This window comes from Pseudoalteromonas sp. DY56-GL79, from assembly GCF_041414765.1.
Taxonomy (GTDB): domain Bacteria; phylum Pseudomonadota; class Gammaproteobacteria; order Enterobacterales; family Alteromonadaceae; genus Pseudoalteromonas; species Pseudoalteromonas piscicida.
In genome coordinates this window covers 105625-120377 of record NZ_JANHZS010000022.1, presented here as the reverse complement: position 1 = coordinate 120377, position 14753 = coordinate 105625, and the positions used below count along the sequence as shown (strand labels likewise).

The window sequence follows — 14753 nt, the reverse complement described above, 5'->3', positions numbered from 1 at the left end:
CTAGATTCTTACATCCCAGAGCCAGAGCGTGACATCGATAAGCCATTCATCATGCCTATCGAAGACGTATTCTCAATCCAGGGTCGTGGTACAGTAGTAACAGGCCGTGTAGAAGCTGGTATCATCAACGTGAACGACGAAGTAGAAATCGTAGGTATCAAAGAAACTACGAAGACAACTTGTACGGGTGTTGAGATGTTCCGTAAGCTTCTAGACGAAGGTCGTGCGGGTGAGAACATCGGTGCACTACTACGTGGTACTAAGCGTGACGAAGTTGAGCGTGGTCAAGTACTATGTAAGCCTGGTTCAATCAAGCCACACACAAAATTCACTTCAGAAGTATACGTACTTTCGAAAGATGAAGGTGGTCGTCACACTCCTTTCTTCAAAGGTTACCGTCCACAGTTCTACTTCCGTACAACAGACGTAACTGGTGACATCCAGCTACCAGACGGCGTAGAAATGGTAATGCCAGGCGACAACATCAAGATGACTGTTGAGCTAATCGTACCAATCGCGATGGACGAAGGTCTACGTTTCGCTATCCGTGAAGGTGGCCGTACAGTAGGTGCTGGTGTTGTAGCAACAATCGAAGAGTAATCTGTAGATTGTCGTAACACACATAAAAAAGGTCGCTTTGGCGGCCTTTTTTAATGCCTTTGTTGATACGATTTTATATCGCGACTATCGAAAAGGGTCGTTCTCTAATAAGAAGTACAGACCTTTTTATTATTACGCTTTAAAAGATGAACTCTTTGTCGAAGCAGTGACTTTACATCGCGATTTTAAAGATAGAATTTTTGTGGTGGGAGCGAGTTTACCTCGCGATAAACTCTTTGTCGTAGCAGCGATTTTATATCGCGACCAACGAAAAGGGTCATTCTCCTATTAAAGCATCATTTTTGTCGTTGTGATGGTTATAACGAACAATTCGATAATGTTCTTATATTTACTTTCGACAGCTTAAAATCCATATTCTCACCATTTAATCTCCCTATTCTATATGCTGATATCCTGCCACCAGTCACGTAAAAATTTGGTTAATTACGTAAAGGTGTGCACAATAAGCCCATATAAAACCTAAAATTAGGGAGTGTAAAGATGTTAGGTCTTTCGGCTCGAACGATTTCTGCTGTGCTCAGTATCACAATGTCACTATGTACTTTTGCAAGCTTTGCCAATGTAGATAAGGACAGATCCTATATTTGGCGACAGCCTCATCTGGTGGCACTTTTTACCCAGTAGGTGTCGCGATTGCGACACTAACTAAGCTAAAAGTCACGCCGCAGCACGGTATGAGTGTGTCGGCCATTACCTCTGCCGGTTCTGGTGATAACCTCAAACTCATGCGTAATAAAGAAGCTGAACTGGCTATTTTACAGGGTCTTTATGGTGCGTGGGCGACGCAGGGGACGGGGGCAATGGCACCCGTTGGCAAACAAGATTATCTGCGTTCAGTGACTATGTTGTGGCAAAACGTAGAGCACTTTGTCATTGCTAAGAAGTATGCCAAAACGGGCAACGTCTCAGATTTGAAAAACCTATATTCACAAGGGTTTGGCATTGGTAAGCGTAACTCTGGAACGGAAGGTTCTGGGAAGCACATCATGGCTGCACTGGGCGTTGATAGTGACAAATTCACTTTGGTGCATAAAGGTTACGCGGGCTCTTCTAGCGCCCTACAAAATGGTCAGATTGCGGGAATGAATATTCCGGCAGGCGTACCGGTCAGCGCTATTACGAGTGCTTATGCAGCCGATGCCAATGGTATCACTGTGCTGGATTTCACTGATGAGCAGCTAAATAAAGTCAACGCTGAGGTAGAGTTATGGTCACGCTTCGAGATCCCAGCGAACACTTACCCCGGCCAAACTAACGCAATCAAAACGATTGCGCAGCCAAACTTTCTTGCAGCACATAAAGACATGAGTGAGGAAGATGTATATCTACTCACCAAGGCAATTTATGAAAATTTAGTCTTTCTTCAAACCATCCATAAAGCGACTAAAGCCATGGCGATAGAAAAGGCACTCATGGGACTACCTGCTAAGCTACATCCCGGCGCGCTGAAGTATTATAAAGAAATAGGTATTACCGTACCTGCTCATCTGCAGTAACGCCGCCAACTAAGTAAAACGGGATAGTATCTATCAATGAGTAATAGTAGCAATGAGCAAAGCACATTAGCAGTACCAACAGCGGCTCGTGAGCGGATCGCTTTTTATTTAGCGATACTCACGAGTCTGTTGCACCTCTATTTTAACTTGGTCGCCACTTGGCCGGATAATTATATTTCAGCCATCCATTTCATGTTATTTGGTAGCATTATCTTACTCACCTTGCCACTTAGAGTTGGCAAATTAGCAGTGCTTTCTAGCGTTATTGATATCGGGCTATTTATCGGTTTAATCGTGAGCTGCGGCTATCTTGTTCTGTACAGTGATGCGCTGGCTGCGCGTAATTATGAATTTGCTACGGCTGACTGGATAGCATCTTCCACCGCTGTACTCCTCGCGCTTGAGTTGGTCCGACGCTGTATGGGCTGGTTTATCCCGATGATGATCCTACTGGCGATGATTTATGTACTGTTTTTGGGACAGTATATCGATGGCGTGTTTCATTTTGCTGGTTTAAGCGCAGAAACTATTTTGTTTCGCAATTACTTTGATGACGGCTTGTTTGGACCTATTGCTAAAATTTCTTGGACGTTTGTCTTTATGTTTATCTTGTTTGGCGCATTTCTAGTCCAAGCAGGAACAGGGGATTTTATCATTCGCTTTGCCAATGCGCTTGTTGGTCAAATGGTTGGCGGACAAGGCCTTGTTGCTGTCGTCAGCTCGGGCATGATGGGCTCCGTATCGGGCTCTGCTATCGCGAATACAGCAGCGACTGGAGTGATCACCATTCCATTAATGAAGAAAGCTGGCTTTCCTGCAAAGTTTGCAGCAGCAGTTGAAGCCGGAGCATCGACGGGAGGTCAGCTGATCCCGCCGATTATGGGGGCAGGTGTATTTGTGATGGCCTCTTATACTCAAATTCCTTATCTTACGATAATTGCGGCGGCCTTTGTTCCCGCTCTGCTTTATTTCGCATCTATTGCCATCTTTGTACGTATTCAAGCTAAACGTTTGAATATCCAACCAGCCTTAGAGCCAGAGCAATTAAGTGCTTGGCAAGAACTGAAATCCGGTTGGCATCATTTATTACCTATCATGTTGCTCGTAACATTGATGATTTATGGCTTTACGCCAACTTATGCAGTCAGCATTGCGACGCTCAGTGTGTGTCTATTTTCTTTGTTTTCACATTCACCGATGAGGTGGTCAAAGATTTTGGCTGCGCTTGCGAATGCAACTGAAAACAGCGCTAAGACAGCAATATTATTGATTGCCATTGGCATGCTGGTGAATTGTATTTCAATCAGTTCCTTAGGGGTTACCTTTTCTCTAATGATAAATGAATGGGCGGGAGCAAGCTTGATACTGTTGTTGGTATTGATTGCATTGGCCTCGTTAATTATCGGTATGGGACTACCGGTGACGGCATCGTATATTGTATTGGCAACGCTTTCTGCACCGGCTTTATATGGCTTGATCAGCCAGTCAGCACTGGTAGAGATCATAGTAAATGGTCAACTCAATGACACTGCGACGATGATGATGAGTATGATGGCGCCAGCACTAGGTGAGATATACAACCAGCCAAATATTACCACGGCTCAAGTGTTTACTATTTTGGCAAGCTTGCCGCCAGAGGCTATTGATATTATTCGCAGTAGCCAATTTGATGCCACGCATTTAGCCATGATGTTACTCTCTGCCCATATGATTATTTTTTGGTTATCGCAAGATAGCAATGTAACACCGCCGGTATGCTTGGTCGCGTTTACCGCTGCGGGAATTGCCAAAACACCGCCGATGGCAACAGGTATAGAAGCATGGAAAACGGCCAAAGCGCTATACATCGTTCCGTTACTGTTTGCTTATACGCCGTTTATTGGGGGGAGTAACTTTGAGATCATGCAGGTTTTTTTCACTGCGCTTGTGGGAATGTACGCTTTGGTAGCAGCGATATACGGTTATGCAGAGGCAAAGCTCAATAAACCAATCAGGATAGGGTTAGCGCTTTTAGGTATCGCTTTAGTTTGGCCGCACCAAATAATCTCTGTAGATATAGCGGCGGCACTATGTGTTGTTGCTGTTGTTACAAAGCAAGTAGTAGATAATCGTCTAGCTTAAGCTTTGCTATGCACCATAAAGTAGGCCCCTAAATTGGGGCCTTATGATATTAGACGATATGTTGAATAGACTGATGTATTCGTGCCGGTAGCAGGGCTTTTAAGTACTGCTCTAAAGTATGTAGTGATTCTGTGCCGCGAATGCCAGCGGCTTCATCTTGTTCTATAAAGCCTTGCTCTTTTAGGCTAGTGACAAATGCGCTGAGCACTTTTTTGTCAAAAAACTCTGGGCTTTTGATGCCGTGTAAAGTTCCTAGTCGGTCGGCAAGAAGTGCACTTTCTTTTTCAAGCTCGCTACGACTTAATCCTTGATGACGCTTAACCAGGTTAATCGTGATTGCATAGCGTTCAAGCGTTAAGTGGATCACTTTACCTAGCATTTCTAATTGTGCCAACGCGCTACCATCTTTGTTAACAGAGGCTAGATGACCATCAAAGGTGATCAGATCCTTAGCCGCAAAGTATTCAAAAATAGACTCTATATATCCTGTCTTAAGGCCTGTTAAGAACCACTCTTTTGCAAACAAGGGATACAAAAGCGCTACCTCTTTACAGCACTCATCAACGGTTAAGCTGTAGCGGTTGAACAGTTGCTGAGCGATTAAGCTAGGTACGGCAAACAGGTGCAGAATATTGTTACGGTAATAATTAAGTAGAGCGCGTTCTTTTTCCTTAACACTAATGATGCTGCCAAAACTGTCTTCAATAATATCGAACTTATCAAGCTTAAGTGCATGATCGAGTAGGCCCTCAGAGCTCGAATCTGGCACCGTCGCATTGTCGTGATAAGGTGCATTTCTGTGTAGTCCAAGATACAAATCAAGCTGTTGTAGCAGTTGTGATTTAGGCAGTGCAAACTGCTCATTACTCAGCAAAATTGTCGCAAGTAAATTAACTGAATTCAGTGCTGCTGAGTTATTTATCTCAGTCATGATGACATCAGCGAGATCGGCAACTTGCTTGTTCAGCCAAGCAGGCTTTTGAGTTTCGGTAGGGTGAATAGAACCACGCCAATCTGGTTGATGCTCATTTAAAAATTGGTTGACTGATATCGGATCGCCGAAATTTAAATACCCTCTACCATAGTTTTTAAGGTTCTTAATCGCCTTAAAAATACCAAAAATAGACTCATTTTTCTTACTGTTGCCAGCCAGCTCTTTGAGGTAGGTGTTGATCTCCATAACATGTTCGTAGCCGAGATAAACGGGCACTAATGATATAGGTCTATCAATGCCGCGAAGCATAGATTGCAGTGTCATTGCCAGCATCCCCGTTTTTGGTGGTAGAAGACGACCGGTACGACTGCGACCACCTTCGGTATAAAACTTAACGGAATATCCTTTGATAAATAACTGACTTAAATATTCCTTGAATACCGCGGAATAGAGTTTGTTACCCGAAAAAGAACGGCGAATAAAGAAGGCACCACTACGACGGAAAATCGGGCCCGCAGGGAAAAAGTTGAGATTAACGCCAGCTGCGATATGCGGTGGTACTAAACCCTGATGGTAAATCACATAAGTTAGAAGCAAGTAATCCATATGGCTACGATGACATGGCACGTAAATGATCTCGTGTCCTTTGTCTGCAAGCGCTTGTACTTTGTCTGAGTTATTAACTTCAATACCATTATAAAGCTTGTTCCACAGCCAAGTGAGGGCCCTGTCAGCTACGCGCACCATGGCGTCTGAATAGTTTGCGGCTATTTCGTCTAATAACCTAAGTGCTTGTAATCTTGCTTCTTCTTGACTTAGACCTTTTGCCTTTGCTTCGTCAGCAATGGCCTTTTTAATGCTTTGCGACGCTAAGATAGAATTAAATAGCTGCTCACGTGATGGCAATTTGGGGCCCGTAGCAGCCAATTTTTGACGACGGAAGTGCACGCGTGCAACGCGCAGCAGCTTATGTGGCAGTTCGTCAACGTCGGCTTTATCATTTAACAATTGATTGAGTTCAATCGGGCGGGAAAATCGAACAAAGTTATCCCTGCCTGAAAACAAGACCACAAAGCATTTGCGTAGCCAGCTTGGAGTTAATGAGTTGGATAATAAAGTTCCCACACCTGGCTTTTCTTTACCTGGATTACGACCCCACAATATGGTGACCGGAATAACTTGCGCATCGGTATTGTCGTCATCTTTTAAGGCTTCAAAAATTGCTTTGCTATGTTCAAGCGCATCACTTGGTTTATGACTATTACCAAAGACACTTGGCGGAGTCTGGATCCCAACAAAACGATTGAGCTCTTTATTGCCAATTCGCGCTTTTTGAGATGGTCTTGGTAAACCAAGCTTTTTACACATAACGTCTAGCGCTATCATGTCTGATACCGAGTCGAGTCTCGCTACATAGAATGTGGGAATGCTGGGATCTAGCTCGTAATCCTCGATGGGATGCTCTGGCAATACTTTACTTTTAACAAAAAGCCAGTTGCTACAGCGAGCGATGGTTGTAAGCAAATAAGAAAAAATCTGCATGGGAATACCGAACAATTATCATTAGCCATAGAATACCAAGATTTAACTGGACTGACCATTTACAAAGGCGTCATCCATGTTTTCTTGTCACAATATTTCTTTATAGAAGACTAACAGAAGCGAATGCTTGAGTAGAGTGAATTTTGTTCTATATGCTTTGTGTGAGTGAAATATTATGTATGTTCAATGTGCTTTATCTGCGCGACAGCGCCCACGGATCCGAGCGATAAAATTACTTTGTATTAGTTGTTGCATTTATCACCAATATCACTATAATATGCAGACTTTCTTGACCATAGCGTCTAGGAAAGTAAATGAAAGGTCTGGATTTCAGGCCCTATGAACAGGAACTCCAATTGTGAGTTCAACGGTAGAAATAAATTAACAACCGACTTCTCAGGAATAATTGAGTTAGTCTCGGTCGTTTTTTTATGCTCTTTTTAAATGCTCTTTTTATTTTGAGGTTTAAGAATGTCAAATCAACGCATTCGTATTCGCCTAAAAGCTTTTGACCACCGTTTGATTGACCAATCAACGGCGGAAATCGTGGAAACAGCGAAGCGCACTGGTGCACAGGTTCGTGGTCCAATCCCACTACCTACGCGCAAAGAACGTTTCACAGTATTGATCTCTCCGCACGTAAACAAAGACGCGCGTGATCAGTATGAAATCCGCACCCACAAACGTCTGATCGACATCGTAGAACCAACTGACAAGACTGTAGACGCTCTAATGCGCCTAGACCTTGCTGCTGGTGTTGATGTTCAAATCAGCCTGGGTTAATCGGAAGATTAGAGAGGTTTTAGGAAAATGGCATTAGGTCTAGTCGGTCGTAAAGTGGGTATGACACGTATCTTCACTGAAGATGGTGTATCTATCCCTGTGACAGTTATCGAAGCGACTCCTAACCGTGTTACGCAGATCAAATCTGACGCAACTGACGGTTATAACGCGCTTCAAGTTACTGCAGGCGAGAAAAAAGCAAGCCGTGTAAACAAACCAGCAGCGGGTCACTTCGCTAAAGCTGGCGTTGAAGCGGGTCGCGGCCTGTGGGAATTCCGTCTTAACGGCGGTGAAGGTGAATTTGAAGTAGGTTCAGAGCTAACTGTTGAACTTTTCACTGAAGTGAAAAAAGTAGACGTTACTGGTACTTCAAAAGGTAAAGGTTTCCAAGGTGGTGTTAAGCGCTGGAACTTCAGCATGCAAGACGCAACTCACGGTAACTCTCTATCTCACCGTGCTCCTGGTTCAATCGGTCAAAACCAGTCTCCTGGTAAAGTTTTCAAAGGTAAGAAAATGGCCGGTCAAATGGGTAATGTTCGTTCAACGACACAGAACCTTGAACTAGTACGTGTTGACGCAGAGCGTAACTTGCTTTTAGTTAAAGGTGCAGTACCTGGCGCTATCGGCGGTGACGTTATCGTTAAACCAGCTGTTAAAGCATAAGTCCTGGAGATTTAGTGATGGAATTAGCAATTAAAGGCGCTGGTGCGCTTGAAGTTTCCGAAGCTACTTTTGGACGTGAGTTTAACGAAGCATTGGTACACCAAGTAGTTGTTGCTTATGCAGCAGGTGCTCGCCAAGGTACTCGTGCTCAATTGACACGTTCTGAAGTACGCGGTGGTGGTAAGAAACCATTCCGCCAAAAAGGTACTGGCCGTGCACGTGCTGGTACAATCCGCAGCCCAATCTGGCGCAGCGGTGGTGTGAGCTTTGCAGCTAAGCCGCAAGATCACAGCCAAAAAGTTAACCGTAAAATGTATCGCGGTGCGATCAAGAGCATTCTTTCTGAGCTTGTTCGTCAAGATCGTCTAGTAGTTGTTGAAAACTTTGGTCTAGAAGCACCAAAGACTAAAGAACTAGTAGCTAAGCTTAAAGAACTTGAGCTTAAAGACGTACTAATCGTGACTGAAGAAGTAGATGAGAATCTATTCCTTTCTGCACGTAACCTGTACAAGGTTGACACGCGTGACGTAGCTGGCATCGACCCAGTAAGCCTAATCGCTTTCGATAAGGTTCTGATTACTGCTGCTGCTGTTAAGCAACTTGAGGAGGCGCTAGCATGATCCGTGAAGAACGTCTTTTAAAAGTAATCCTTGCTCCACACATCTCTGAGAAGAGCACTGTATCTGCTGAAGAAAACAACACTATCGTTTTCAAAGTAGCTAAAGATGCAACTAAAGCTGAAGTTAAAGCAGCTGTAGAAAAGCTTTTCGAAGTAGAAGTAACTGGTGTTCGCACTCTAAATGTTAAGGGTAAGACAAAGCGTACTGGTATGCGTTTTGGCCGTCGTAGCGATTGGAAAAAAGCATACGTTACTCTTAAAGAAGGTAGCGAGCTAGACTTTGTCGGCGGCGCCGAGTAATAAGGGGAGTTAGAATTATGGCACTTCAAAAGTGTAAACCAACTTCTGCGGGTCGTCGTCACGTCGTTAAAGTGGTTAACCCTGATCTACACAAGGGTAAGCCTTACGCTCCGCTATTAGAGAAAAACTCTAAATCAGGTGGTCGTAACAACAACGGTCGTATCACGGTTCGTCACATCGGTGGTGGTCATAAGCAACACTACCGTGTAATCGACTTTACACGCACAAAAGATGGCATTCCAGCTAAAGTTGAGCGTCTAGAGTACGATCCAAACCGTAGCGCAAACATCGCTCTTGTATTATATGCAGACGGTGAGCGTCGTTACATTATTGCACCTAAGGGTCTTAAAGCAGGTGATGCAATCCAATCTGGTGTTGATGCACCAATCAAGGTTGGTAACACACTACCTATGCGTAATATCCCTGTAGGTTCTACTGTACACAACGTTGAACTTAAACCTGGCAAAGGTGCACAAATTGCACGTTCTGCTGGTGCTTACGTACAGATCCTTGCTCGTGAAGGTCAATACGTAACACTACGTCTTCGCTCTGGCGAAGTTCGTAAGGTTGAGTCTGATTGTCGTGCGACTCTTGGCGAAGTAGGTAACGCAGAACACATGCTACGTTCACTAGGTAAAGCTGGTGCAAATCGTTGGCGTGGTATCCGTCCTACAGTTCGTGGTGTTGCCATGAACCCGATTGACCACCCACACGGTGGTGGTGAAGGTCGTACTTCTGGTGGTCGTCACCCTGTATCTCCATGGGGCGTACCTACTAAAGGTTACAAGACTCGTAAGAACAAGCGTACTGATAAGTTTATCGTACGTCGTCGTACTAAATAATAGTTGAGGAATTGCCATGCCACGTTCTCTCAAGAAAGGTCCATTTATTGACCTACACTTGCTGAAGAAGGTAGAGAAAGCGTTGGAAAGCGGTGACAAGAAGCCAATTAAAACTTGGAGCCGTCGTTCAATGATCATACCTAACATGATCGGATTGACCATCGCTGTCCATAATGGTCGTCAGCACGTTCCTGTGTTCATCACAGACGAAATGATCGGTCACAAACTGGGTGAATTTGCACCTACACGTACTTACCGCGGTCACGCTGCGGATAAGAAAGCTAAGAAGCGTTAATCGGAGGGTATGATGGAAGCATTAGCTAAACACAAATTCGCCTCTGGTTCGGCGCAGAAAGCACGTCTAGTGGCAGATCAGATCCGTGGACTTCCGGTTGATCGCGCGCTAGAAATCCTGGCGTACAGCCCGAAGAAAGCGGCTGTATTAGTTAAAAAAGTACTTGAGTCTGCTATCGCGAACGCGGAGCACAACGAAGGTGCTGACATTGATGAGCTTAAAGTGGCTAAAGTATTTGTAGACGAAGGTCCTACAATGAAACGTATTATGCCACGTGCTAAAGGACGCGCAGACCGCATCCTTAAGCGTACAAGCCACATCACTGTTGTGGTATCGGATAGCTAGGAGATATAAGTAATGGGACAAAAAGTTCATCCTACTGGTATTCGCCTAGGTATCTCAAAGCCTTGGGTATCTACTTGGTACGCGAATACAAAAGATTTCTCTGAACAGCTTTTTGGCGATCACAAAGTACGTCAATACCTTACTAAGGAATTGAAAAGTGCTTCTGTAGCTAAGATCGTTATCGAGCGTCCAGCTAAATCAATCCGTGTAACAATTCACACAGCTCGTCCTGGTGTTGTTATCGGTAAAAAAGGTGAAGATGTTGAAAAGCTTCGCCAAGCTGTAACTAAGCTTGCTGGTGTACCTGCGCAAATCAACATCGCAGAAGTACGTAAGCCAGAGCTAGATGCACAGTTAGTTGCTGACGGTATCTCTTCTCAGCTAGAGCGTCGTGTTATGTTCCGTCGTGCTATGAAGCGCGCAGTACAAAACGCAATGCGTCTAGGCGCGAAGGGTATCAAAGTTGAAGTAAGCGGCCGTCTTGGCGGTGCTGAAATCGCACGTTCTGAGTGGTACCGTGAAGGTCGTGTACCTCTACACACTCTACGTGCTGATATCGACTACGCAACTTCAGAAGCTTTGACCACTTACGGTATCATCGGTGTTAAGGTTTGGATCTTCAAAGGCGAAGTAATTGGTGGTCTTCCACTAGTTCAAGAGCAAGAGAAGCCAGCTAAACGTGCGCCGAAGAAAGCTAAAAAAAGTGCTAAGTAAGAGGTAGCGACTAATGTTACAGCCAAAACGTACAAAATTCCGTAAGGTACACAAAGGCCGCAACCGTGGTCTGGCTACCAGCGGTAACAAAGTTAGCTTCGGTTCTTTCGGCTTGAAAGCGACTGGCCGTGGCCGTATGACTGCTCGTCAAATCGAAGCAGCTCGTCGTGCTATGACACGTCACGTCAAGCGTCAAGGTAAAATCTGGATCCGTGTATTCCCAGATAAGCCAATTACAGAGAAACCGCTTGAAGTTCGTATGGGTAAAGGTAAAGGTTCTGTTGAATACTGGGTTGCTGAAATTCAGCCTGGTAAAGTACTTTACGAGATGGAAGGTGTTTCAGAAGAGCTTGCTCGCGAAGCATTCGACCTAGCTGCTCGTAAATTACCTTTCAAAACAACATTTGTAACTCGGACGGTAATGTAATGAAAGCTAGCGAACTTAAAGACAAAAGCGTAGAAGAGCTAAATGCTGAACTTCTAGAGCTTCTTCGTGAGCAGTTCAACCTGCGCATGCAAGCGAGCACTGGTCAGCTAGCTCAAACTCACGAGCTTAAGAAAGTACGTCGCAATATTGCGCGTGTGAAAACGGTTATTAACCAGAAGGCAGGTGCATAATGAGCGATAAGATCCGTACTGTACAAGGTCGTGTAATTAGCGACAAAATGGACAAGTCAATCGTTGTTGCTATCGAGCGTCAGGTTAAACACCCGATCTACGGTAAGTTCATCAAGCGTACAACTAAGTTGCACGCACACGATGAAAACAACACAGCACTAGCAGGTGACGTCGTGACTATTCGCGAATGTGCGCCAATCTCTAAGAAAAAATCTTGGACGCTAGTTGACGTGATTGAACGTCCTAAGAAAGCTTAATTTTAGTTTTTAACTAAATTAGACTTTTATAAAGCCCCAGCATCTGCTGGGGCTTTTGCGTTTCTGGATAATTTTTATAAATAGCTATCGAACGTCAGATTAAACACCCGATCTACGGTACTCTTTATAGAAAGAAAGCATCAAGCGTACAACTAAGTTGCACGCACACGATGAAAACAACACAGCTACTCACAGGTGACGTCGTGACTATTCGCGAATGTGCGCCAATCTCTAAGAAAAAATCTTGGACGCTAGTTGACGTGATTGAACGTCCTAAGAAAGCTTAATTTTAGTTTTTAACTAAATTAGACTTTTGTGTTTTAAAGAGAATAAATAATAGCACTCTCTCGGTCATAGCGAATTTTTGTCGTGTAATAAGCTCTATCCCGTTCTAACTAATATTACCCATTAACAAATCTCTGCGCCTTTTAAATGCAATAAGCGCGATATATCGGCATCCCCAAAGTTGTTTTTTAATCGGTACATACCTTTACTAAATGGTGAACAACGTCAATTATTATTGTATTAAACACAAGTACCATCTGTTCGTGCGTCTCGTGCAATGGCTACTAGACTATCCGTGAAGACGACGTTTAGGGTTGTTATATGCTTACAAAGTTAAAGTTAGGTCAGCAATTATCGGTTTCATTTGGAATTATGATTGTACTTATGATCATGCTATCTGGTGTGGCTTATGTTGGGTTAAGTGGTGGCTTTGGTAACTTTGTCGAATATCGCAGCTTGGCCAGGGCAAGTAACCTAGCGAGTAGTTTAGAAGCAAACTTATTGTCAACCAGAGTCAACGTCTTAAATTTTCTCAAGCAGCAGTCTCAAGAAGATGTACGCCAATTTGAACAAAAGACTGAGCAATTACATAAAGATTTCCTCGAAGCGAGAAAGGTCCTAACCACACCAGAGTTAGTAGCGCTAGTAGAGAAAAGTGAGGAGGCTTTAGTCGAATATGAAGCAACCTTTAAACAGATCCTAACGCTTTACCGTCGCAGAGATACAGTTGTTAACGACACATTGGATCAAATAGGTCCTCAAATGCGAAAAAATGTCACTCAGTTAATGGAGTTAAGTGTCGAACGTAATGACTTTCAAGGATTAAATGTTGCTGCTCATATGCAGGAAAAGTTGCTACTAGGGCGATTATTTGTCAGCAAGTTTTTAGTTAGTAACCAGCCTGAAGACTATGAAAGAGCAATGAAAGAACTTAAGCAAGAAAAGGACTTACTAAACCAATCTAGATTGGAATTTACCGATGACACAGCCAAGCAACTACTAGCAGATACTGAGTCACTTGGGGATCGTTACTCTCCGGGGGTAAACGAAGTTCAGCGAATTATCACAGAGAGGAATCAGTTAATAGCCGAATCACTAAATAAAAATGGTCAAACTATTGCAGATTATTTAGCACGTATTAAAGAATCGATAAAAGATAAACAAGACGAATTGGGGCCAGTTGCTCAAGCGCAAAGTGAAAACACCGTGAATACAATTATTGTTGTTGCACTTGCGGTGATCTTTTTAGGCTGCTTTCTGAGTTGGTATATCACCCGTATAATCAAAACCCCAATTGGTGGGGAGCCAAAAGAAATCGCGGAAGTGGCATCAAGGATTGCCAGTGGCGACCTCACTATACAATTTGACAGAGGGGAATCAGTCAGCGGTATTTATTTGGCAATGCGTGATATGGCTGACAAACTAAAAGCCATCATTGCAGAAATTCAAAGCTCTACACATGCATTATCTTCCTCGTCGGAAACACTTAGTGCTATCACTGCTCAGTCTAAACAGGGGGCGGACAACCAAATGGAGCAACTCAGTCATAGTGCTGTTTCGATGAATGAAATGGCTGCCACGATTGCTGAGATAACCCAAAGTGCTCAACTCGCAGCGGATGCCGCAACCGATGCGGATTCTCAATCTAATTCAGGTGTTCAAGTTGTCGTTGCAACACAGCAAGCAATGGAAGGTCTAGTGGGTAAAATAGAAAATGTGAGCCAGACCATTGAGAATCTTGAACAAGAAACAGAGTCGGTAGGCTCTATTTTGGATGTCATCAGGGGTATAGCGGAGCAAACTAATCTGTTAGCGCTCAACGCAGCAATTGAAGCCGCAAGAGCTGGCGAACAAGGAAGAGGCTTTGCCGTAGTGGCCGACGAGGTAAGAAGCCTTGCGAGTCGCACCCAAAAGAGTACAGACGAAATTCAAGAGATGATCTCTAAGTTGCAAAATGAAGCGAAGCGCTCCGTTGGCATGATGCGAGAGAACGTTAAAGATGCTAAAGATACAGCGGACAAGTCGGCGAAAACGGATGAAGTGTTACAAGCGATTTCTTCATCTGTGAGTACGATTAAAGATATGAATCTGCAAATAGCCAGTGCTTCTGAGGAGCAAAACACGGTTACACAGCAACTTTCGCAAAGTGTGACAGAAATCAGCGAAACCGCGCAAGAGACAGCAACGGGAGCCGAGCGCGCGTCAGATGAAGCATTGTCGCTGCTGTCTTTATCCCGTGCACTGGATAAATCGGTGAGCAGTTTTAGGTTATAAGTGGTGATAGGCTGTAGCACTAAAGTGTGCTGTCTTTTTACAGT

General features: G+C 44.1%; 17 protein-coding genes. 16 read left to right on the top strand and 1 reads right to left on the bottom strand.

Going from position 1 to position 14753, the window contains the following annotated elements; genetic code table 11:
* The 3 genes from NO992_RS16630 to NO992_RS16620 form a co-directional block, all read left to right on the top strand.
* Positions 1-600, top strand: a 600-nt coding sequence (locus tag NO992_RS16630) for an EF-Tu/IF-2/RF-3 family GTPase (RefSeq protein WP_371379070.1), incomplete at its 5' end; no start/stop codon positions are given.
* Between the two features lie 605 nt (positions 601-1205).
* Positions 1206-2117, top strand: coding sequence for a TAXI family TRAP transporter solute-binding subunit (locus NO992_RS16625; RefSeq protein WP_371379066.1), 912 nt, complete (start codon positions 1206-1208; stop codon positions 2115-2117).
* Positions 2118-2153: 36 nt separating this feature from the next.
* Positions 2154-4238, top strand: coding sequence for a TRAP transporter permease (locus NO992_RS16620; protein WP_371379063.1), 2085 nt, complete (start codon positions 2154-2156; stop codon positions 4236-4238).
* A 49-nt stretch (positions 4239-4287) separates the two neighbouring features.
* On the opposite strand, the gene plsB is transcribed toward NO992_RS16620, so the two are convergent.
* A complete protein-coding gene (gene plsB, locus NO992_RS16615; RefSeq protein ID WP_010376392.1) occupies positions 4288-6714 on the bottom strand; it encodes a glycerol-3-phosphate 1-O-acyltransferase PlsB in 2427 nt (808 codons plus the stop codon).
* Positions 6715-7185: 471 nt separating this feature from the next.
* Between plsB and rpsJ the strand changes: the two genes are divergently transcribed.
* The 13 genes from rpsJ to NO992_RS16550 all read left to right on the top strand — a co-directional run bounded on the left by rpsJ (position 7186) and on the right by NO992_RS16550 (position 14709).
* Positions 7186-7497, top strand: a complete 312-nt coding sequence (gene rpsJ, locus NO992_RS16610) for a 30S ribosomal protein S10 (RefSeq protein WP_010376390.1) — start codon at positions 7186-7188, stop codon at positions 7495-7497.
* A 27-nt stretch (positions 7498-7524) separates the two neighbouring features.
* Positions 7525-8160, top strand: coding sequence for a 50S ribosomal protein L3 (gene rplC / locus NO992_RS16605; protein ID WP_010376387.1), 636 nt, complete (start codon positions 7525-7527; stop codon positions 8158-8160).
* A 17-nt stretch (positions 8161-8177) separates the two neighbouring features.
* Entirely contained in the window at positions 8178-8780 is a 603-nt protein-coding gene (gene rplD, locus NO992_RS16600; protein WP_010376385.1) for a 50S ribosomal protein L4, read from the top strand.
* Positions 8777-9079 carry a 50S ribosomal protein L23 gene (gene rplW / locus NO992_RS16595; RefSeq protein WP_010376382.1) on the top strand — a complete coding sequence of 101 codons (303 nt, stop codon included), beginning with the start codon at positions 8777-8779 and terminating at the stop codon, positions 9077-9079. Before rplD ends, rplW begins: the two co-directional genes overlap by 4 nt.
* A gap of 17 nt (positions 9080-9096) precedes the next feature.
* Positions 9097-9921, top strand: coding sequence for a 50S ribosomal protein L2 (gene rplB, locus NO992_RS16590; protein ID WP_010607737.1), 825 nt, complete (start codon positions 9097-9099; stop codon positions 9919-9921).
* A 16-nt stretch (positions 9922-9937) separates the two neighbouring features.
* Positions 9938-10216 carry a 30S ribosomal protein S19 gene (gene rpsS / locus NO992_RS16585; protein ID WP_010376377.1) on the top strand — a complete coding sequence of 93 codons (279 nt, stop codon included), beginning with the start codon at positions 9938-9940 and terminating at the stop codon, positions 10214-10216.
* A 12-nt stretch (positions 10217-10228) separates the two neighbouring features.
* Positions 10229-10561 carry a 50S ribosomal protein L22 gene (rplV, locus tag NO992_RS16580; RefSeq protein ID WP_010376375.1) on the top strand — a complete coding sequence of 111 codons (333 nt, stop codon included), beginning with the start codon at positions 10229-10231 and terminating at the stop codon, positions 10559-10561.
* Positions 10562-10573: 12 nt separating this feature from the next.
* The gene (gene rpsC, locus NO992_RS16575) at positions 10574-11275 is read left to right on the top strand and encodes a 30S ribosomal protein S3 (protein WP_010376374.1); all 702 of its coding nucleotides are present in this window, start codon (positions 10574-10576) and stop codon (positions 11273-11275) included.
* Positions 11276-11288: 13 nt separating this feature from the next.
* Entirely contained in the window at positions 11289-11702 is a 414-nt protein-coding gene (gene rplP / locus NO992_RS16570; RefSeq protein WP_010376373.1) for a 50S ribosomal protein L16, read from the top strand.
* Positions 11702-11893, top strand: a complete 192-nt coding sequence (rpmC, locus tag NO992_RS16565; protein WP_010376372.1) for a 50S ribosomal protein L29 — start codon at positions 11702-11704, stop codon at positions 11891-11893. Before rplP ends, rpmC begins: the two co-directional genes overlap by 1 nt.
* Entirely contained in the window at positions 11893-12150 is a 258-nt protein-coding gene (rpsQ, locus tag NO992_RS16560; protein WP_010607740.1) for a 30S ribosomal protein S17, read from the top strand. The genes rpmC and rpsQ (NO992_RS16560) overlap by 1 nt, the downstream gene beginning before the upstream one ends.
* Before the next feature lie 80 nt (positions 12151-12230).
* A complete protein-coding gene (rpsQ, locus tag NO992_RS16555; protein WP_371379087.1) occupies positions 12231-12437 on the top strand; it encodes a 30S ribosomal protein S17 in 207 nt (68 codons plus the stop codon).
* A 319-nt stretch (positions 12438-12756) separates the two neighbouring features.
* Positions 12757-14709 (top strand): methyl-accepting chemotaxis protein, encoded by a 1953-nt coding sequence (locus tag NO992_RS16550; RefSeq protein ID WP_371379054.1) that lies wholly within the window; start codon positions 12757-12759, stop codon positions 14707-14709.
* Positions 14710-14753 lie beyond the last annotated feature (44 nt).